Origin of the sequence: Plantactinospora sp. GCM10030261 (assembly GCF_042666615.1) — a bacterium.
Taxonomy (GTDB): Bacteria; Actinomycetota; Actinomycetes; order Mycobacteriales; family Micromonosporaceae; genus KBS50.
Genome location: NZ_JBHTDD010000011.1, coordinates 57,950 through 77,679 on the forward strand (window position 1 = coordinate 57,950; position 19,730 = coordinate 77,679).

The 19,730-nt window shown below is 70.3% G+C and carries 16 protein-coding genes; 9 read left to right on the plus strand and 7 right to left on the minus strand.

The window, feature by feature from the left end; genetic code table 11:
* Positions 1–11: 11 nt before the first annotated feature.
* Positions 12–1,013 (minus strand): helix-turn-helix transcriptional regulator, encoded by a 1,002-nt coding sequence (locus ACFQUZ_RS15285; protein WP_377442536.1) that lies wholly within the window; start codon positions 1,011–1,013, stop codon positions 12–14.
* A gap of 71 nt (positions 1,014–1,084) precedes the next feature.
* Between ACFQUZ_RS15285 and ACFQUZ_RS15290 the strand changes: the two genes are divergently transcribed.
* The gene (locus tag ACFQUZ_RS15290; protein WP_377442538.1) at positions 1,085–2,230 is read left to right on the plus strand and encodes an epoxide hydrolase family protein; all 1,146 of its coding nucleotides are present in this window, start codon (positions 1,085–1,087) and stop codon (positions 2,228–2,230) included.
* Between the two features lie 120 nt (positions 2,231–2,350).
* Here ACFQUZ_RS15290 and ACFQUZ_RS15295 read toward each other — a convergent pair whose 3' ends face one another.
* On the minus strand, positions 2,351–3,328 hold the full coding sequence (locus tag ACFQUZ_RS15295) for a helix-turn-helix domain-containing protein (protein WP_377442540.1): 978 nt from the start codon (positions 3,326–3,328) through the stop codon (positions 2,351–2,353).
* A gap of 57 nt (positions 3,329–3,385) precedes the next feature.
* Between ACFQUZ_RS15295 and ACFQUZ_RS15300 the strand changes: the two genes are divergently transcribed.
* Entirely contained in the window at positions 3,386–4,174 is a 789-nt protein-coding gene (locus tag ACFQUZ_RS15300; protein WP_377442542.1) for an SDR family NAD(P)-dependent oxidoreductase, read from the plus strand.
* A 33-nt stretch (positions 4,175–4,207) separates the two neighbouring features.
* A complete protein-coding gene (locus ACFQUZ_RS15305) occupies positions 4,208–5,446 on the plus strand; it encodes an MFS transporter (protein ID WP_377442544.1) in 1,239 nt (412 codons plus the stop codon).
* Here the strand turns inward: ACFQUZ_RS15305 and ACFQUZ_RS15310 are convergent.
* Entirely contained in the window at positions 5,383–6,414 is a 1,032-nt protein-coding gene (locus ACFQUZ_RS15310) for a LacI family DNA-binding transcriptional regulator (RefSeq protein WP_377442546.1), read from the minus strand. The genes ACFQUZ_RS15305 and ACFQUZ_RS15310 overlap by 64 nt on opposite strands.
* A 98-nt stretch (positions 6,415–6,512) precedes the next feature.
* On the opposite strand from ACFQUZ_RS15310, the gene ACFQUZ_RS15315 reads away from it, so the two are divergent.
* The 5 genes from ACFQUZ_RS15315 to ACFQUZ_RS15335 all read left to right on the plus strand — a co-directional run bounded on the left by ACFQUZ_RS15315 (position 6,513) and on the right by ACFQUZ_RS15335 (position 13,721).
* Positions 6,513–8,546, plus strand: coding sequence for a beta-galactosidase (locus tag ACFQUZ_RS15315; protein ID WP_377442548.1), 2,034 nt, complete (start codon positions 6,513–6,515; stop codon positions 8,544–8,546).
* A complete protein-coding gene (locus ACFQUZ_RS15320; protein WP_377442549.1) occupies positions 8,543–9,394 on the plus strand; it encodes a carbohydrate ABC transporter permease in 852 nt (283 codons plus the stop codon). Before ACFQUZ_RS15315 ends, ACFQUZ_RS15320 begins: the two co-directional genes overlap by 4 nt.
* A complete protein-coding gene (locus ACFQUZ_RS15325) occupies positions 9,394–10,233 on the plus strand; it encodes a carbohydrate ABC transporter permease (protein WP_377442551.1) in 840 nt (279 codons plus the stop codon). The genes ACFQUZ_RS15320 and ACFQUZ_RS15325 overlap by 1 nt, the downstream gene beginning before the upstream one ends.
* Before the next feature lie 35 nt (positions 10,234–10,268).
* Complete coding sequence (locus ACFQUZ_RS15330; protein WP_377442553.1) at positions 10,269–11,600, plus strand: extracellular solute-binding protein; 1,332 nt, start codon at positions 10,269–10,271, stop codon at positions 11,598–11,600.
* A gap of 87 nt (positions 11,601–11,687) precedes the next feature.
* Positions 11,688–13,721, plus strand: coding sequence for an alpha-galactosidase (locus tag ACFQUZ_RS15335; protein ID WP_377442555.1), 2,034 nt, complete (start codon positions 11,688–11,690; stop codon positions 13,719–13,721).
* Positions 13,722–13,902: 181 nt separating this feature from the next.
* Here ACFQUZ_RS15335 and ACFQUZ_RS15340 read toward each other — a convergent pair whose 3' ends face one another.
* The 4 genes from ACFQUZ_RS15340 to ACFQUZ_RS15355 all read right to left on the minus strand — a co-directional run bounded on the left by ACFQUZ_RS15340 (position 13,903) and on the right by ACFQUZ_RS15355 (position 18,873).
* Positions 13,903–14,748, minus strand: coding sequence for a transglutaminase-like domain-containing protein (locus tag ACFQUZ_RS15340; RefSeq protein ID WP_377442557.1), 846 nt, complete (start codon positions 14,746–14,748; stop codon positions 13,903–13,905).
* 108 nt (positions 14,749–14,856) lie between these two features.
* Positions 14,857–16,266 carry an FAD-dependent oxidoreductase gene (locus ACFQUZ_RS15345; protein ID WP_377442559.1) on the minus strand — a complete coding sequence of 470 codons (1,410 nt, stop codon included), beginning with the start codon at positions 16,264–16,266 and terminating at the stop codon, positions 14,857–14,859.
* A gap of 50 nt (positions 16,267–16,316) precedes the next feature.
* Complete coding sequence (locus ACFQUZ_RS15350) at positions 16,317–18,329, minus strand: ATP-binding protein (protein WP_377442561.1); 2,013 nt, start codon at positions 18,327–18,329, stop codon at positions 16,317–16,319.
* A 91-nt stretch (positions 18,330–18,420) separates the two neighbouring features.
* A complete protein-coding gene (locus tag ACFQUZ_RS15355; protein WP_377442563.1) occupies positions 18,421–18,873 on the minus strand; it encodes an RrF2 family transcriptional regulator in 453 nt (150 codons plus the stop codon).
* 94 nt (positions 18,874–18,967) lie between these two features.
* Here ACFQUZ_RS15355 and ACFQUZ_RS15360 point away from each other — a divergent pair, with 94 nt between their 5' ends.
* The gene (locus ACFQUZ_RS15360; RefSeq protein WP_377442565.1) at positions 18,968–19,714 is read left to right on the plus strand and encodes an SDR family oxidoreductase; all 747 of its coding nucleotides are present in this window, start codon (positions 18,968–18,970) and stop codon (positions 19,712–19,714) included.
* The last annotated feature ends 16 nt before the right edge of the window (positions 19,715–19,730 follow it).

The window sequence follows — 19,730 nt, forward strand, 5'->3', positions numbered from 1 at the left end:
TCGCCCATTCCTCAAGAATCGGCCCTGGACCTGTCCACCGCGCGTTGGTAGCGGTCGGCGACTGCCTGGAGCAGAGGCACCAGCGCCGCTGGCGATTCGACGGTGAAGTCGAAGCGCAGCATGCCGACGTAGGCGGCGATGGTGTCGAGGCTGTCGGCGCCCGTGAAGAGATCGCACGAGTCACTCGATCGGGGCTCCACGACGCCGACGGCGGGGTGAATGCGGTCGAGCACGTCGACGGCCGGGGCGTGTACGTGCAGGCGGGCGCGGACGGTCCAGCCGGTGATCGCCACGGTTCGCATGAGGAAAGCGACCATGTCCCCGCCGGGCACGGACGCGGGTTCGGTGACGCGGCGGCCGGTGCGCATACGCAGGTCCATCAGGTCGACGCGGTAGGCATCCCAATCGTCGCGGTCGACGTCGCGGGCGACGAGGTACCACCGACGCTGCCAGTGGAAGAGGCGGCGGGGCTCGACGAGCACCGGGATGACCGGCTCGGCATGGTCCTCCGCGACGGCCATTGCGTAGTCGAAGCGCAGCAGCTCACGGTCGGCGATGGCCGCCGCGATCGTCCGCAGTCGGTCCGCTGGCACCTGCGGGTCGGGTGCGTCGGTGTCGGTGTTCTCGGGCGCCCGTTCAATCGTCGACCCGAGGGCGTCGAATCTGCCCCGTAGCCGTGCGGGTAGTACCTGCTCGAGCTTCTTCAAGGCTCGGGAGCTGCTTTCGGCCAGGCCGGTGATGCCGAAGCCTGCCCGCAGCCCAACCGCGACCGCCACGGCCTCCTCGTCGTCCAGCAGCAGCGGTGGTAGCCGCCCGCCTGCTCCCAGCCGGTACCCGCCGCGGCCGCCGCGTTCGCCCCGCACCGGGTAGCCGAGCGCCCGTAGCCGCCTGACGTCCGCACGCACCGTGCGGGTCGTGACGTCGAGCCGGTTGGCCAGTTCGGGTGCCGACCAGGATGGTCGGGTGCCGAGCAGGGTGAGGAGTTCGAGGAGTCGTTGCGCCGCTTCCGCCACGCCGCCGACCCTCTCACAATGTGATCGGCAATAGGAAGCATCCGTTCCTAATGCTTATCTAGGGTTGGGTCATGACCACGAACCAGCAGGCCACCGTCCCGACCCTTACCGTCGAGCCGTTCACCGTCGCCGTCAGCGACGCCGACCTCGCCGATCTGCGTGACCGCCTCGACCGGACCCGCTTCGCGCCTGCCGCCCCCGGGGATGACTGGGCCTATGGCACGCCGGTCTCCTACCTGCGGGACGCCGTCCGCGCCTGGCGAGAGTTCGACTGGCGTGCCGTTGAGCGTCGAATCAACGCGGTCCCCCATTTCATGACCGAGATCGAGGGCCAGCCGATCCACTTCATCCACGTGCGTTCGCCGCACCCCGAGGCGACCCCGCTGCTGCTGGCGCACACCTATCCCGGCTCCAGCGTCGACTACCTCGGCCTGATCGACCGGCTCGTTGATCCGGTCGCCCACGGCGGGCGGCCGGAGGACGCCTTCGACGTCGTGGTGCCCGACGCCCCCGGCTTCGGATGGTCAGGGCCGGTCACCGAAGCCGGCTGGCCGACCGCCCGGATCGCCCGGGTGTACGACACCCTGATGCGCGGCCTGGGCTACGGCAGCTACGGCGTACACGGCTCGGACCACGGCGCGATGGTCGCCCGCGAACTCGGCCTGCTGGAGCCCGAGGGCTTCCTCGGTCTGCACGTGCTGCAACTGTTCTCCTTCCCCTCGGGGGACCCGAGCGAGTTCGAGCGCCTCGAACCGCAGGACTACGCCGGCCTGGAGCACATGCGGTGGTTCCAGTCGGTCGGCGGCTACAACACCATGAACGCCTCGCGCCCGCAGACCATCGGAGCCGCGCTCAGCGACTCACCGGTGGGCCTGCTGGCCTACTCCGAGCTTTTCGAAAGCTTCGGCAATGGCACCTCGCTGGTGCCGCTCGACACGATTCTGACGGAGGCCAGCGTGGCATGGTTCGCCAATGCCGCCGCAACCATGGCGCGAACCTACTACGACGACGCTCGCGTCAAGGCCGAGCCGCAGGTCAACCACGCGCGGACGGGGGTGAGCGTCTTCGCCGACGACTTCCAGACCATCCGAACCTTCGCCGAGCGCGACAACGACAACATCGTGCAGTGGACCCACCACGAGCGCGGCGGACACTTCGCGGCGCTGGAGGTGCCCGAGTTGGTCGCCACCGACCTGGCCACCTTCTTCCGGAACTGACCGACAACCGATCGACGTCCGGTGCCCGTTCTTCGGGCACCGGACGCGCGTTACGTCCCGTGTCGGGACGTAACGCGCCAGGACGGTCTCTGGCGCCTGCGTGTCGGCCGGCACCTCCGCCTATTGGCCGACGAGCTGATCGCCCAGCGGACTGCGGCGGTACAGCACGTGCCGCCCGTCCCGGGCGCGGGTGATCAGGCCCGTCGCGTTCAGCACCCGGAGGTGTTGCGACACGGCGCTGGGCGTCACCCGGAGCCGGCGCGCGATCTCGACCGTCGCCAGCGGCTCGTCGAGGAACCCGAGCAGGCGTGCCTTCGGCGTCCCGACCAGAGCGGCGAGGCTGGTCACGTCGGTGGTCGGCGACGGGGCCCAGAGCGTCGCCACCCCACGACAGGGGTAGGTAAGCACCGGTGGTTCCGCCGGCCAGAGTGGCGGGGTGGGCTTGTGCGCGAACACGGACGGCAGCAAGAGCAGCCCTCGGCCGGACGCCACCACGCGGTGCCGTCCGATCATCTTGTCGATGTGCAGTACCCCGTTGTGCCAGCGCAGGTTGGGGTGCATGTCGGCGAAGAGCAGGCGCGCGCCGCCCACGGCCAGCTGCCGAGCGCGGTACGTCATGTCGGCCTCCAACACGAGGCGCAGTTGCGGCCAGGACGGCCTGATCGCTACGTCCCAGTAGCGGTGTAGGTGGTCGCAGACCGTGTCGCGGAGCGTGTGGACCGGCCCGTCGTCGGCGGCGGTCATGTCCCGCAGGACCTCCGGAAGTCGGTGACGGGGATACGCCGCGAGCACGTCCCGGCGCACGACCTCCGCCGGCGTCTGGCGTACGACGGCCAGTTCCTCCTCGAAGGTAGCGGCGAAGCTCGTCGGACGGGGTGTCAGGAAGTCCGGAATGGCGCGGTCCGGCCCGACCAGCGAGGTCAGCAGATCGGTGCTGGACGGGTCGAGCCTGGCCCGTACCGACCGGCGCCAAGGCAGGTGCAACGCGTACAGGCCAGGCTCGCGGAGCACCCGGAGGCTGAGCGCGGTCTCCTCGATCGGGGAGATGGCGAACCGGGTGTCCGCGAGGTCTTCGACACCGAGCTCAAAGCTGATCATGTAGCTATAGACTACATTGTTTTGGCGATCGTCGACCCGTGCCGTGGACTTTCCGTCATGACACACCAGAGCAACTGGGCAGATCAGGCCGATCAGCAGCGCACCGCGATCGTCACGGGTGCGGCCCGTGGTATCGGCGCCGGGGTAGCCAAGCGCCTGGCGCGTGACGGCCTCGCGGTGGCCGTGATCGACCTTGCCGAGGAAGACTGCGCCGGCACCGTGGATGCCATCGCTAGCGCCGGCGGAACGGCGGCGGCGTTCGCCGCCGACGTCAACGACGAGACGGCCGTGGCCACCGCCCTCGCCCGGATCGTCGCCAGGTTGGGACCACCCACGGTGCTGGTCAACAACGCCGGCATCGGCGGCCCCAACGCCGGGGTCGAGGAGACGAGCACCGAGCAGTGGGACGCGGTCACGGGGGTCAGCCTGCGGGGGGCGTTCTTCCTGACCCGAGCCGTGACCCCCTACATGATCGCGGCCGGCTGGGGACGGATCGTCAACATGTCGAGCATCTCCGCCCTCGGCGACTCGGGCCGCGTCGACTACGCCGCCGCCAAGGCCGGTCTACTCGGCTTCACCAAGTCGCTCGCGCTGCAGCTCGGGCGGCACGGCGTGACGGCGAACGCCATCGGCCCGGGCTTCGTGGTCAGCGAGATGACCAGGATCGGTGCCCAACGTCGGGGTCGCAGCTTCGAGGAGCACCAGCGGATCGTGGCGGAGACGATTCCGGTAGGCCGGGTCGGCCTGCCCGAGGACATCGGGCACACCGCGTCATACCTTGTCAGCCCCGAGGCCGGATACGTCTCCGGCCAGGTCATCTACGTAGCCGGCGGACCGGTGGACTGACGTGATCGCCGCTTCCGGACGGGCGGCGCGCCGGTGAGCCGGCGGTTGCTGCTGCTGCTCACCATCACCTGCGGGGTCGCCGTCGGCAACGTCTACTTTCCACAGACGATTGGTCCGTTGGTCGCCTCCGGCCTGCGCGTCGACCCGGAGTCCGCGACGTCCGTGGTCACCGCCGTACAGCTCGGTTACACCGCCGGGATTTTCCTGCTGGTACCGCTCGGCGACCGGCTTCCGTACCGTCCGCTTGTCGTCGTCCTGCTCGGCCTGACCGGGCTCGGCCTGCTCGCCGCGGGCCTAGCTCCCGGACTGCGGCTGCTCGTCGCGGCGAACGCCCTGGTTGGAATCGCGACAGTGGTCGCGCCGATCATCGGCCCAATGGCGGCCGGCCTGGTCGCCGACGACAAGCGTGGCGTGGTCAGCGGCACCCTACTGAGCGGCTCGCTCGGTGGCATGCTGCTGTCCCGCACGGTCGCCGGAACCCTCGGCGAATGGCTGGGCTGGCGCGCCCCATACCTGGCGGCTGGGGCATCCGTGCTGTTCATCGCGGTCGTCATGGCCCGCGTCCTGCCGACCACACAACCGTCCTCCGGGCAGCGGTATCTGGCGTTGCTGGCCGAGCCGTTGCGGTTACTGCGAGTCGAGCCCGACCTGCGCCGCTCCTGCTACTACCAGGCGACGGTGTTCGCCGGTTTCTCGGCCGTGTGGACCACCGTCGCGCTGCTGCTGACCGGTCCGACGTACCGCATGGGTGCGTCGGCGGTGGGGATGCTCGCCCTGGTCAACGCGGGCACCATGCTCTGCACCCCGATCGCGGGACGCCAGGTGGACCGTCGCGGCGCCGACCGGGTCAACCTGGTCTGCCTGCTCGGGGTCCTCGCCTCGGCGGCGGTCCTCGCGTTCGGCGGCCTGGGCGGCGCGACGGGCCTCGCCGTCCTGGTGCTGGGCACCCTGCTGCTGGACATCGCGATGCAGTCCGGCATGGTCGCCAACCAGGTACGGATCTACGCCCTGCGCCCCGAGGTCCGGAGCAGGCTCAACACCGCCTACATGACGTGCGCCTACCTCGGGGGCAGCGTGGGTTCCTGGCTCGGTGTGCAAACCTATGCCCGGTTCGAGTGGTCGGGCGTGTGCGGACTACTGGTGTTGCTCGCCGCCGTGGCTCTGGTCCGGCACCTGGCGGGGGAAATGCCGGCATCCGGTACGACGCGTCAGGCGGATGCTCGCCATACGACGGGGGAGGGGAGCAGGAGCCCGCGCTGCGGGATCGGTTGACCCTTCAGTTGACGAAGCACCATGTCCGCCGCATGGGAGCCGATCTGGTCGGCCGGTTGGTGCACGGTGGACAGGGGAGGGCGAGTGCGGTTCGCCCACGAGCTGTCGTCGAAACCGACCACGCCAACGTCCCGTGGCACGGCGCGGCCCGCGTCGCGGAGGGCCTCGATGGCGCCGGCGGCCACCGCGTCGGACGCGGCGAAGACGCCGTCGAGGTTCGGTTCGCGTTCCAGGAGCGTGCGCATGCCTTTGGCGCCGCAGGCGAAGTCGTAGAGCGGGACCTCGGCCACCAGGTCCTCGTCGAACCGCCGTCCCAGGGCCCGCTGGAAGCCGGCCAGGCGGTCGGCGCCGGAGTCGCGGTCGACGGCGGCGGCGATCATGCCGATCCGGCGCCGGCCGGTGGCGAGCAGCCGGCGGGTGATCTCCTCGGCGGAGGCGAGGTTGTCGATGCCGACGTAGGGGATCTCAGGGTGCAGGTCGCGGGGGTGGCCGACGAACGCCGCCGGCAGGGCCAGCCCACCGACGACCTGGATGATGGGGTCGTGGCTGCGGGCCGAGACGATGATGGCGCCGTCGACGAAGCCGCCGCTGAGGTAGCGGGTGATGCGGGCGGTGTCGCGGTCGGAGTCGGCGACGAGGTTGACCATCTGGTAGTCGGCGGCGGACAGGGCGGCGTTGGCGCCCAGCATGATGCTGCCGATGTTGGGGTCCTCGAGGAAGAGTGAGTGGGGTTCGAGGACGATGAATCCGACCGCTTGTGAGCGGCGCATGACGAGGTTGCGGGCGGCCGTGTTCGGCACGTATCCGACCTCGCGGATGGCGCGTTCGATGGCGGCGCGTGCGGTCGCCGAGACGTAGCCGCCGTTGAGCACGCGGCTCACCGTGCCGCGCGAGACTCCGGCCGCGGCCGCGATGTCGTGCACGGTGGCTCTTCTGCCGGGCTTGCTCGGCGGTTCGGGCGAGCTCACGCCGACGACCTTAGCTGTTCGCCCTTGACGGGACGAGGAGCGAAACCTAGTGTGTGCACGTTCACAGATTAGCCGTGCGACGTTCTTCCCACGGAAAAATGTGTGCACGTGCACACGCGAGGAGACTCCCGTTGATCACCTTGGGCTGCGACTACAACCCCGAGCAGTGGCCAGCTGAGGTGTGGACCGAGGACGTCGCGCTGATGCGCTCCGCCGGCATCACGCTGGTGGCCATCAACGTCTTCGGCTGGTCGGACCTGGAGCCGCGCTCCGGCGAATACGGCTTCACCCAACTCGACTACATCATCGACCTGCTGCACGACAACGGCATCAGAATCAACCTGGGTACGGCGACCGCGTCACCTCCACCGTGGTTGGCCAGCCGCCACCCGGAGATCCTGCCGATGGCCGCCGACGGGACCCGCCGCTACCCGGGCGGCCGGCAGGCCTGGTGCCCCAGCTCGCCGGTCTTCCGCCAACACGCCCTCGCCCTGGTCGAGCAGGTCGCCCAGCGGTACGGCCGACACCCAGCCCTGCGGCTCTGGCACGTCTCCAACGAGTTGGGGTGTCACAACGCGCTCTGCTACTGCGACGTGAGCGCCGACCGGTTCCGCGCCTGGCTGATCGACAGGTACGAGACCGTGGAAGCACTGAACACGGCGTGGGGCACGTCGTTCTGGAGCCAGCGATACGGCGAGTGGACCGAGGTGCTACCACCCCGAACGACGCTGTCGCTGCCCAACCCGGCGCAACTGCTCGACTTCCACCGGTTCTCCTCCGACGAACTGCTCGACCACTACGAGGCCGAGGCGGCGGTGCTGCGCCGGCACTCCAGCGTCCCGGTCACCACGAACTTCATGGTCACCGCCCACATCCGCAACATGGACTACTGGCGCTGGGCGCCGCGGATGGACGTGATCGCCAACGACCACTACCTGGACCACCGCCTCGCAGATCCGGCCGCCGAGCTCAGCTTCGCCGCGGACCTGACCCGCGGCCTGGCCGGCGGCAAGCCGTGGATGCTCATGGAACAGTCCGCCGGCGCGGTCAACTGGCAACCGGTAAACCTGACAAAGGCGCCCGGCGAGATGCTGCGCAACACGCTCACCCACGTGGCCCGCGGCGCCGACTCCGTCTGCTTCTTCCAGTGGCGGGCCTCGGCGCAGGGCAGCGAGAAGTTCCACTCGGCGCTGCTGCCGCACGCCGGCACCGACACCGAGCGGTGGCGCGAGGTTCTGGATCTTTCTAGTACCCTGCGCCGGCTCGCCGAGGTGGCCGGCTCCACCGTGCGCACCGACACGGCGGTGCTGTTCAGCTGGGAGTCGTGGTGGGCGGCCGAGCAGGAGGGCCGCCCGTCGACCGCGGTGAACTACCTCGACCAGGTGCACGCCGCGCACCTCGGACTCCGGGAACTGGCCATCACCGCCGACGTCATCAGCCCGGACAGCGACCTGTCGACGTACCGCTTCCTGGTGGTGCCCTGCCTCTACCTGGTCACCGACGAACAGGCGGCGGCGATCCGGACATTCACCGAACGCGGTGGGCACGTCCTCGTCACGTTCCTCAGCGGGATCGCCGACCGGGACGACCGGATCCGGCTCGGCGGTTACCCCGGCGCGTTCCGTGACCTGCTCGGCATCACCGTCGAGGAGTTCACCCCGCTCACCCCGGACACCATGATGACGCTCGACAACGGCGGCCAGGCCGGGCTGTGGGCCGAACGGCTGCGTACCACCACCGCCGAGGTGATCGCCCGCTATGTCGACGGCCCGCTGCCCGCCGTGCCCGCGATCACCCGGAACCCCGTCGGCCCGGGTGGCGAGGCGTACGCCTGGTACGTCGCGACCGCCCTGGACCGGGCGGCGATGCGGGCCGTGCTGCGGGAGGCCACCACCGCTGCCGGCGTGCGGAACCAGGGGCCGGAGAACGACGGATCCGTCGAGGTGGTGCGGCGGACGAGCGAGGACCACACGTACGCCTTCGTCATCAACCACGGGGCGCGTGAGATCGAGTACGCGGTCGCCGGGTGCGACCTGATCACTGGCGAGAACGTACGTGGCCGCCTGCGGGTGCCGCCCGGAGGCGTACGCGTCGTGCGTGAGGAGGCCCGGCCGTGTGGAAACGGCATGTGAGAGCGATCCTTTTCTTCATCACGCCATTCGGTGTGCTGTTCGCCCTCTTCTATCTGATCCCGATCGGCTACGCGGTCTGGCAGTCCCTGCACACCGTGGAGCGCACCGGCCCGTTCGGGCCCGCCAGGGAGGTATTCGGCGGCCTGGTGCAGTACCGCCAGGTCTTCAGCGACGGGCCGTTCTGGCAGTCGGTCGAGCGGGTCCTGCTGTTCGGCGTCGTGCAGGTGCCGATCATGCTCGGCCTGGCCCTGTTCCTGGCGCTGCTGCTGGACTCCGGCCTGGTCAAGGGTCGACGGTTCTTCCGGCTGGCGTACTTCCTGCCGTACGCGGTGCCCGGCGTGGTCGCCGCGATCATGTGGGGCTACCTGTACTCACCGAACCTGTCGCCGTTCACCGCCGTGACCTCGAACGCCGACCTGCTCTCGCCGGACCTGGTGCTCTGGGCGATGGCCAACGTCGTGACCTGGGTGTACGTCGGCTACAACATGTTGATCATCTATTCGGCGTTGCTCGCCGTGCCGCCGGAGATCTACGAGGCCGCCAGGATCGACGGAGCCGGGGCCTTACGGACGGCATGGTCCATCAAGATCCCGATGGTACTGCCGGCGATCGTGCTGACCACCGTCTTCTCGATCATCGGCACGCTGCAGTTGCTCGCCGAGCCGCAGGTGTTCCGCAGCTTCAGCTCCGCCGTGTCCAGCACCTACACCCCGAACCTGACCGTCCTGAGCACCTCCAGCATCCCGAACTTCCCGCTGGCCGCCGCGTTCTCCGTGGTGCTGGCGCTCGCGACGTTCGTGCTCTCGTTCTCGTTCCTCAAGTTCACCCAGCGCAAAGGGGCGCGGTGATGGCCACCTTCAAGGTGCCGCGGTACGCCGCCATGCTGGTCATGGCCGTCTTCACCCTCTATTTCCTGACCCCGCTGTGGTGGCTGCTGGCCGCCGCCGGCAAGACGGACGGCCAGGTCACCGAGGGACCCGCGCTGTGGCCCGACGACTTCGCCTTCGCCACGAACCTCGCCGACCTGTTCCGCTACAACGACGGCGTCTTCCTGCGCTGGCTGGCCAACTCGATCGCCTACACGGTCGGCGCCGCGGCGATCGGCACCCTGCTGGCCGGCATGTGCGGCTACGCCCTCGCCAAGTACGTGTTCCCCGGTCGGGAACTCATCTTCAACATCGTCCTGGGTGGCGTGCTCGTGCCCGCGACCGCGCTCGCGCTACCGCTGTTCCTGATGTTCAGCAGGATGGAGCTGGCGAACACCTTCTGGTCGGTCTTCCTGCCCAGCCTGGTCAACCCGTTCGGCGTCTACCTCGGCCGGATCTACGCCGCGGCCAGCGTCCCGGACGAACTCCTGGAAGCCGCGCGGATCGACGGCTCCGGCGAGGTGCGGTCGTTCTTCACGCTGTCCACACGTCTCATGGCACCGGCCTTCGTGACGATTTTCCTCTTCCACTTCGTCGGGGTCTGGAACAACTTCATGCTGCCGCTGATCATGCTCGGCAACGAGCGGCTGTTCCCCGTGACCCTCGGCCTCTACTCATGGAACACCCAGGTCAACCAGCATCCGGAGCTGCGCGCCCTGGTCCTGGTCGGAGCGCTCGTCTCGATCGTTCCGATGGTCATCGCATTTCTCTCACTGCAGCGCTTCTGGCGCAGCGGCCTCGGTACCGGCTCGATCAAGTGAAAACAGCAGGTACCCACATCCCCTCGGGAGGACTCATGCGCGTACGCGCTCGCTCGATCGCGATCCTGGTGGCGTCAGCCCTGTCGATAACCGCCTGTTCGTCCGGCGGCGACGACTCGACGACCGGCACCACCGGGGCACCATCCTGCCAACCGTCCGACGGACCGGTCACCCTGACCTACACGACCTGGATCCCGAACATCGAGAAGGTCGTCGACGTCTGGAACAAGGCGAACCCGGACATCCAGGTCAAGGTGCAGACCGGCCCGAACGGCAACGGTGGCACCTACGCCAACTTCTTCAACCAGCTCAAGGCCGGCAACGCCCCCGACCTGGGCCACATCGAGTACGACGCGCTGCCCAGCTTCCGCGTCCAGGACGGCCTGACCGACCTCGCCGGCTGTGACATCGTCACCCAGGCGCAGAGCAGCTTCATCGACTGGACCTGGGACCAGGTCAGCTTCGGCGAACCGGGACACGTGTACGGCATCCCGCAGGACGCCGGACCGATGGCGCTGTTCTACCGCAAGGACCTGTTCGAGAAGAACCAGATCCCGGTGCCGACGACCTGGGAGGAGTACGCCGCTGCGGCCGAGAAGGTGAAGGCCGCCGGCGGCTACATCACCAACTTCTCGCACAGCGACATCAACCAGTTCGCCGGCCTGGTCTGGCAGGCGGGTGGCCACTGGTTCGGCAACGACGGCACCGACTGGACGGTGACGATGACCGACGACGCCACCACGAAGGTCGCCGGGTACTGGCAGGACCTGATCGACAAGAAGCTGGTCTCCTCCGTGCCGCCATGGACCCCGGAGTGGGACAACGCCTACAACTCCAGCAGCGCCTGGACCTGGGTGTCCGCGGTGTGGGGCGCCAACTCCATCGCCAGCGGCGCGCCCAAGACCGCCGGCAACTGGGCGGTGGCACCGATGCCGCAGTGGAGCGCCGGTGAGAAGGCGGCCGGCAACTGGGGCGGTTCGTCCACCGCGGTATTCAAGGGCTCGAAGCACCCCTACGAGGCGGCCAAGTTCGCGCTCTGGTTGAACACCTCCACCGAGGCGCTCACCCTGCTCAACAAGGAGGCCAACCTGTACCCGGCCACCAAGGACGGCGCGTCACTGCCCGCGCTGAAGGAGGGTGTCGAGTTCTTCGGCGGCCAGCAGATCTACGACGTCTTCGCCGAAGCCTCCACCCAGGTGAAGCCGGACTTCACCTGGGGACCCACGATGACCAAGACGTACGCCGACGCCTCCGACGGTTTCAAGAAGGCCGTCACCGGCCAGGGAACCCTGACGAAAGCGCTGGAGGACGCGCAGGCCAGCACGATCTCGACGATGAAGTCGCAGTCGCTCCCCGTCAAGGAATAGCCAAGCCGGGCCGGCCCGTCCACGGGCCGGCCCGCCGTCCGCGGCACCACCCCGCATGCCACCCCCGACCCCACCCCGGAGCAGCACGTGCCGCTGATCGAGGCGTCCCCGGACGGCGCCACCATCGCCCTGCACACCGCGCACACCACGTACGCGCTGCGGCTGGACCACACCGTCCGGCCGATCCACTGGGGGCCGCGGATCAGCGCCACCGACGCCGCGACCATCCCGGCGTGGCGGTCACCCCACCAGGACACGTTCGAGGGCCCGCTCGACGGCGCCGAGGAGTTCCCGACGGCCGGCGGGCCGATGTTCGCACCGGCGGCACTGTCGACCGCCAGCGACGCCAGCCTCACCGTCGACGGGCATGACATCCACGCCGACGAACTGATCATCCGGCTCAGCGGTGGCCTGGCGGTGGACCTGCACTACCGGGTCCGGCCGGGCACCGACGTCATCGAACGCTGGTCGGTGGTCCGGCACACCGGTGACACCGGCGAGATCGTGCTGGGCACGCACGCGGCAGCCGCCTGGTGCCTTCCGGTACGGGACAACTACCGGCTCACCCACGTCACGGGCGGCTGGGCCCGCGAGGGCTGGCTGCACCGGGTCGAGGTCCCGGTCGCCGAGACCACTCTGGTCAGCCGCCGAGGCGTCACCAGCCACGGAACGAACCCCTGGGTGATGCTCGACGACGGCACCGCCGGCGAGGAGGCCGGCGAGGTGTGGTCGACCGCCCTCGCGTTCAGCGGATCGTGGCGCATGACGGTGTCCCGTACCCCGGCCGGACGATGCTCCGTGCTCGCCGCCGCCGGCCACGACCGGACGGTGACCCGCCTACAGCCGGGGGAGCAGGCGGTTTCCCCGACCTCCGCCGCCCTCTACACCGGCGGCGGCTTCGGCGCCGCCAGCCGCGCCTGGCATCACTACCAGCGCGAGTACGTGTTACCCCACGCCGACGAGCTCCGGCCCGTCCTGTACAACTCCTGGGAAGCCACCTCCTTCACCGTGACCGACGAGGGACAGCGGGCCCTCGCCGACCGCGCGGCCACCCTCGGCGTCGAACTCTTCGTGGTCGACGACGGCTGGTTCGGCGCCCGCACCAGCGACCGCGCCGGCCTCGGTGACTGGTTCCCCAACCCGCGCCGCTTCCCGGACGGACTACGCCCACTGGCCGACCACGTCCGGTCGCTCGACATGGACTTCGGCCTGTGGGTCGAACCCGAAATGGTCAACCCGGACAGCGACCTGCACCGCGCCCACCCCGACTGGACCCTGCACCAGCCGGGGGTGCCCGCCACCGAACTCCGCCACCAGCTGGTCCTCGACTTCACCCGGACCGACGTCCGCGACTGGGCCTTCAGCCAGCTCGACCGGATCGTCCGCGAGACCGGGCTGACCTTCCTCAAATGGGACTTCAACCGCCCCTTCACCCAGGCCCGGCCCGCCGCCTGGACCGGGCACGCGCACGGCGTCTACGACGTGATCGACCGCCTGCGCCGCACCCACCCGACGCTGCGGGTGGAAACCTGCGCCGGCGGTGGGGGCCGCGTCGACCTCGGCATCCTCGCCCGGACCGACCAGGCGTGGACGAGCGACAACACCGACGCCGTCGACCGGCTCGCCATCCAGCACGGGTACACCCAGGTGTACCCGCCCGGCACGATGGTGGCCTGGGTGACCGACAGCCCGAACCCGATCACGGGTCGGGAGGTGCCACTGCCGTTCCGCTTCCACGCGGCGATGGCCGGCGTGCTCGGCCTCGGCGGGGACCTGACCCGGTGGACGGACGACGAGCTGGCGTACGCCGCCGACATGGTCGCCCAGTACCGGCAGATCCGGCCGGTCGTCCAACACGGCACGCTCTACCGGCTGCTGCCCCCGACGGGCGCCCTGTCCGCGTCGCAGTACGTTCTGGACGACCGGGTCGTCGTCTTCGTCTGGCGCGTCACCGGCGCCCAGCGCACGGTCCGCCTCCGGCTGCGCGGACTGGACCCGGCGACGACGTATCAGGGAGTCTCCGGCGCTGCCCTCATGGCTGCGGGGCTCACCGTCGAGCTGCCGGAGGGCTCCGGCTTGGCCAGCGCGCTGGTTCACCTGAACGCCGACCCACCACCCTGATCAGGCGGCGGTGGAGCGGCAGCCGCGTTGACGTCGCTCAAGGCCGGTTGGAGACGGTCAGCCGCGCTCCTGCGTCGCATCCATCGCGTCCACGAACCTCGATGACAGTGGTGCCAAGCTCGGTCAGCTCCAGGCAGATCCGGCGGCGTTCAGGGCATGCTGGGGGCGCCAGGCTCGGAGGTTACCGCTCGAGTCGGCTGCGGTCCGTGAGGCGGGCCGGTGCGGGGAGGCGCGGGTCGCTGCCGTAGGCGTCGGCCGCATGCTGCGAGGGGCCGCCGGTCGCGCTGACAACGGCGATGCTGTCGATCAGTTCGATGTCAGCGGGGTCGAGTCGGTCGTAGTGAACGGGGATAAGGCCCCATTCGTCCCAGGGCAACGTCTCGACGCGGTTGAGGGCGGCGAGGTCGCGGATCACGTTGCCTTGGACCTCCCAAATGCCGGTCAAGCCCACCGCGCTGGTGCCGATGCTGTCCGGGTCACGGCTGCCGGTCCGGCATTCCTGCCATGCCTGGCCGCCGACGAGGAACGCGTCGCGGGGCACGTCGAGCGGGTCGACGTCGGCGTCGGTGTAGGTGCCGGCTGGGGCGCTGGCGACCTGCGGGTCGACCAGGTGCCAGCCGCGGTCGTCGTTCCAGACCTCGACAACCCAGTGGTCGTCGAAGAAGCCATCGATGAAGTAGCCGGCGAAGCCGGCCCGTGCGCGGGCGGGGATGCCGGCCTCGCGCAGCATCGCGCAGAGCAGGACGGTGAAGTCGCGGCACGTGCCGGCGAAGCGGTCTTCGGGGCGGCGCTCGTCCAACGTGCCGAGGTAGGTCAGGATCGCCTCGACGTACCGGGTGTTCGCCTCGTCTCGGCGCTCGTCGGGAAGGGTGAACCCGAACCGCGGCGTGTGGTCGCGGTGGATGAGCACACCGCCGATCGTCTTGACTGCGGCGGCGACGTCGGCTTGCAGGCCGGTAATCAGGTGCCGCTTGGATCCTGGGTCGGTCACCTGGCTGTGACGCCGGTAGTAGTCAAGCTCATCCATAGTCAACGGACCCTAGCGCTTTCCTACGACATTGTGTGGCGCCCGGCTCGGGGCACGCTGCGCTGGTGCGACCCCTCGCGGACTGGTGGCAGCGTCCATCGGGTGTCCTCACGCGAGAGTGTCGAGCAGGTCGGATCGGGACGGCCCCGGCAGCGGGTACCGGTCGGCGCCGGCACCGAGCGTGCAGGCCCGATCGAGCAGACCCGGGGTGGCGAACACCTCGTCGGGCGTGGCGATGAACGAGGCGAGGGCGGTGTACGCGCGGGTCAGCTCCGGGTCGGCGAGGCTCGCCGCGAACAGCGCCGCGCCGGCCCGCCAGCGCGGGTCGGTCGTACGGTACGGCCGTCCCGCCGCGTCGGCGTCCAACTCGGCGAGGCGGTGCCGGTCGTGCCACAGCGTGGCCCGGTACAGCGGCTCGATCGCCTGCGTGGTGGCCTCGTCGAACCGGCGGGCGAACGTGTCGCGGTCCCAGGGATCGGTCTCGCGCAGCAGGTCCCGCAGCAGGATCCCGTGGATGAGCGCCATCGACGCGCCACGTCCCAACGACGGGTTCGTGCACGCGCACGCGTCCCCGACCGCCACCACACCGGTGGCCACCGGCCGGCCGTCGACGACGAGCCGGCGGTACCGGTCCTCGACACCGGCCATCACATCGATGCCGGAGATCGGTTCGCCGCCCGCCCAATGCGCCGCGAACGGGTACCGGGCGAGCACGGCGCTCCACCGGTCGGGATCCCGCAGCGGGCGCAGCGCCCGGTCCCGGCCGCTGGTGGTCAGCACCACGCTCCATGTGTCGTTGTCGGCGGGCAGCGTCAGGACCGACACGGATTCGTAGTTGTGCAGGAAGTTGGTAAGCACGGTGGGCATCCCGCCGGAACGCGACCGGAAGTGTCGGGCGTAGTACACGAAGCCGGAGTCCTCCCGCTGCTCGGCGGGCGGCCGCGCGCCGGCCGCCGAAAGCCACGCTCCGAGTGCCGAACGCCGCCCACCGCAGTCCACGACGAGGTCGGCGGAGACCGTCCCGCCGCCGGCGGTCAGCACACCGGTGACGTGTGGCACGTTCGGTCGGTCGTCGGTGGTGAGGCCGGTGACGGCGACGCCGCGCCGGACGCACACGCCGGCCGCCTCGGCCGCGCCGGCCAGCACGGCCTCCAGTACCGGGCGTCGGGCGGTGACCGTGTCGAACCGCGCGTCGCTGGCACACAGCGGGCCACGGCGTTTCTCGGGCAGCGCGGCCAGGCTGTTGATCCGCAGTGCTCCCGCGGCCACCAGGGGCTCGGCGACCTCGGGCAGGTGCGTCCCGATCAGCGCCCACCAGCGGGGGAGCATGTAGTGCGGCAGGTGGAACTGGTTCACGCCGCGCCGCTGCCAGCCGCCCCAGGCGGTCGCGGCGTGTTCGATCGGCGGCGGTTGCGCCGGATCGCGTTCGAGCACCGTCACCCGGTGCCCGTCGCGGGTGAGCAGCATCGCCGTGGTGAGGCCGGCGAGGCCGGCACCGTGTACGAGTAGGTGAGCCATGCCGGGAAGGATGGGCGTGGGCGGTGCTCACTCTCCAGGTCAGTCGCTTGTCAATCGCTGTCCACCCGCCCGTGCGGGATGGTGCCGATCTCCACCGCCCAGAGCAGGTCGGTCACCGCGTCGATCGCCCTGGCCAGGTGGCGGCGGTACGTGCTGAACGGCAGCCCGAGCACCTCGGCCGCGGCCTCCTGGCTCGGTGCGGGGCGGACGAAGGTGCGGGTGAGCACGGCCCGCAACCGTTCCCCCTTGGGCTCGCTGGCCAGCCGGTCCACCGCCGCCAGCAGGCTCGCGCGTAACGCGGCCGGGTCGGTCCCCAGCACCGTGCCGAGCAGCGGGTTGCCCGCCAGCCGTTCCGGACGGCCCAGCTGCGGCAGGGCGGAGCGTACGGCCGCGCCGAACGCGGTCCGCCCCAGTGGCGGCGGCAGCAGTGCGGAGTCCGGTGGCGGGCCGGTGCCGCCCGAGTGTTCCCGCTCGGCCATCAGGTCCCACCACTTCTCGGCCGGGAAGCGCCGCCAGTCGTGCCCGTACCCGAGGTGCCGCTGCCCGTCCACCTCCGCCGTCACCAGCGGCCGGAAGCCGAGGTAGTCGAAGAAGGGCTGCCAGTAAGCGGTGTCGCTGACCGTCGTGAACGACCAGGCCAGCGGCTCGGTCGACCAGTTGATGATCGCGGTGACCGAGCCGGCGAGCACGGCGTACCTGTCGCGCTGCCGCTCCTGGGCGCCGGCCAGAAAGCGGGCGATCTCGACGCGTTCCCCGGGCCGCAGGGGCGCGGTGCGCGTCACGTGGTCGAGCACCGCCCGTACGACCGGATCCTGCTGCTCCAACGCCGACCCGCTCGGGCAGAACACGTGGTACACGAGGCCGACGACACCTTCCTCGGTGCGGACCACATTGAGGTGCTCGGGCGCCTCGGTGAACCACCGCTCGGCCAACTCGGCATTTTCCTCACCGAGCGCCCGACTCACCATGGACACGAGCCGGTCGTGTTCCGCCGGCCGGGCCGGGGTGACCGCGGCCGACCCCTGCGCACGCAGGCTGTGGTACGCGGCCGTCACCGGGCTGCGCCGGTGCAGGTACGCCAGGTGCTGGGCGAGCAACTGGCGATCCATGCCACCGGTCGCCCGGATGCCGGCGAGCACATGGTCGTGGATGGTTCGGTGCATCGACCGGTACCGGGCCGGGAAACGCCGTTCGAAATCCGCGTCGAGCACGTCCCGGGTCAGGTCGTGCGGGCTCAGCCCGGTCGGTCGGGTGACGATGAAGGGCCGCCGGCGCAGCCACGCCCAAACGTCCGGCGCCGCGCCGCCGACCGTCTCGCGCAACAGGTCCTCGGTGGTCAGCCACGCCATCGCGCACGTGGCCAGCCCGACCGTGTGCGCGTCCGACGGCGCGTGGGGCAACAGGGACTCCAACAGCGCGTTGATCAGGTCCGGCACCTCGGCCAGCGTGTCCGGCACCGTACCGGCCAGCGTCGCGTCGGCGAGCAGCGCCAGGGCGAGCGGGTGGCCCCGGCCCAGCCGCACCAACCGCTCCCGGTCGGCCGCCGGAACGCCGGCGCGGGCGAGCAACTCGGCGCTGTCGGCGTCGTCGAGGTGACCCAGCGCGTGCACGGCCGCGACCGCACGCCAGCCCGGGTCGGTACGCCACGCGGCTGCGGGCGGGTCGCGGCCGGCGAGCACCACCACGTCACCGGCCGGCAGGGACGGGATCAGCTCCCGACGCAGCCATCCGTCGACCGGAGCGAGCTGCTCGTAGCCGTCGATCAGCAGCACCGCCCCGGCTCCGGCGCCCCTGCTCGGCAGGGCCGCCGTCAGCGCCTCGGGCGTGGGTTCCAGCTCCCGCCCGTCCAGCCAGAGGGTCTCCCGGCCGGCGGCCCTGGCCCGGGCCCGCATCTCCAGCAGCAGCGTGGACTTGCCGATGCCGCCGGGCCCGTGCACGAACAACACCCGCCGTGCCGACCGCCCGGCGAGGGCCGTCAGGTAGCTGGCAAGTTCGGCCCGGCGACCGACGAAGGCCCGCCGCCGGGCACCGTCCACGACGTCGGCGATGCTGGACGTGTCCACCTGCCCAGTCTCGGCCAGAACGGGGCTCGGTCACTAGTGGCCGCACGGAGCCGCCGGCGGCTCGACGGACTGGCTGTGGTGGGCTCCGGCCCTACGTGAGGCGGGAGCGGGTGCGGCTCGGCGCCCAGTGCGGCAGATCCGCGAGGATGTCGGCAAGCGTGACACCGGCGAGGCTGCGACGCCACGCCTCATGCGCGTCGGCCATCTTCTCGGCCAGGATGCAGGCGTGCTGACACTCCTCAGGTGGCAGTGCGCCCCGTCCTCGCTGACGAATCTCCCGGCACTCGTACGGCGACGTGGTGCCGTCCACGGCCTCGACGATCTGCAGCAGGGTGATATCGGACGTGGGTCGCGCGAGGCGGAACCCGCCCCGGGGGCCGGTCGACGCCGCGAACACACCGGCTCGGACGAGCGCCTGTAGCTGCTTGGCGAGGTACGGCGCCGGTAGGTCGAAGTACTGCGCGAGCTGCGCCGTGGATGCCGTGGCGCTGGCGTCGAGCTGCGCCAACGTGGTGGCGCAGTGCAGGACCCACTCAGTGCTCACGGGAAGCTTCACGGTCACCAGTCTATCGCGGACATTGCGGATCGATAAGGTCGATGATAGCTTTCGTGGGACAACACGAGAAGGAGGAAGCGTCATGCGGATCGCTGTTGCCGGTGCGACCGGGAACATCGGAGCCCTCACCGTGACGGCCCTCAAACGGGGCGGGCACGAGGTCGTTGGTGTCAGCCGTTCACTGGGAGTCGACCTGTCGACCGGTGCGGGCCTCGACGGCGTGCTCCACGGGGTCGAGGCGGTCATCGACGTCACCAACTGCACGGCGAGCGACCCGGCCGAAACCGTGGCCTACTTCGGCACCGTGACCAGGAACCTGCTGGCGGCCGAGGAGCGGGCCGGCGTGCGTCACCACATCCTGCTCTCGATCGTCGGACTGGATCGGGTCGAGGGCAACGCCCACTACGCCGGTAAGCGCGAGCAGGAGCGTCTGGTGTCGGAGGGTCCGGTGCCGTGGACGATCGTCCCCGCCACCCAGTTCCATGACTTCGGCGCGATGGTCACGAGCTGGACCGAGCAGAACGGCGTTGCCACCATCGCCCCGCTGCTCCTGCAGCCGATCGCCCCCGAGGATGTGGCCGACATCCTCGCCGAGATCGCAGTGGGCCAAGCCCGCGGCCGGTACGCCGACATCGCCGGCCCCGAACGTGAGGACCTGGTCGATATGGCACGACGCACCCTGCGGGCCCGCGGCCGTACGGTGAAGCTCGCACCGACCTGGTCGGGGATATTCGGCCCGGAGATGGCCGGTGACGTGATGCTGCCGGGTGCGGATGCCCGGCTGGCGCCCACCACGTTCGACGCGTGGCTCGCCGACCAACAGCGGTAACCCAGACCCGTACGAG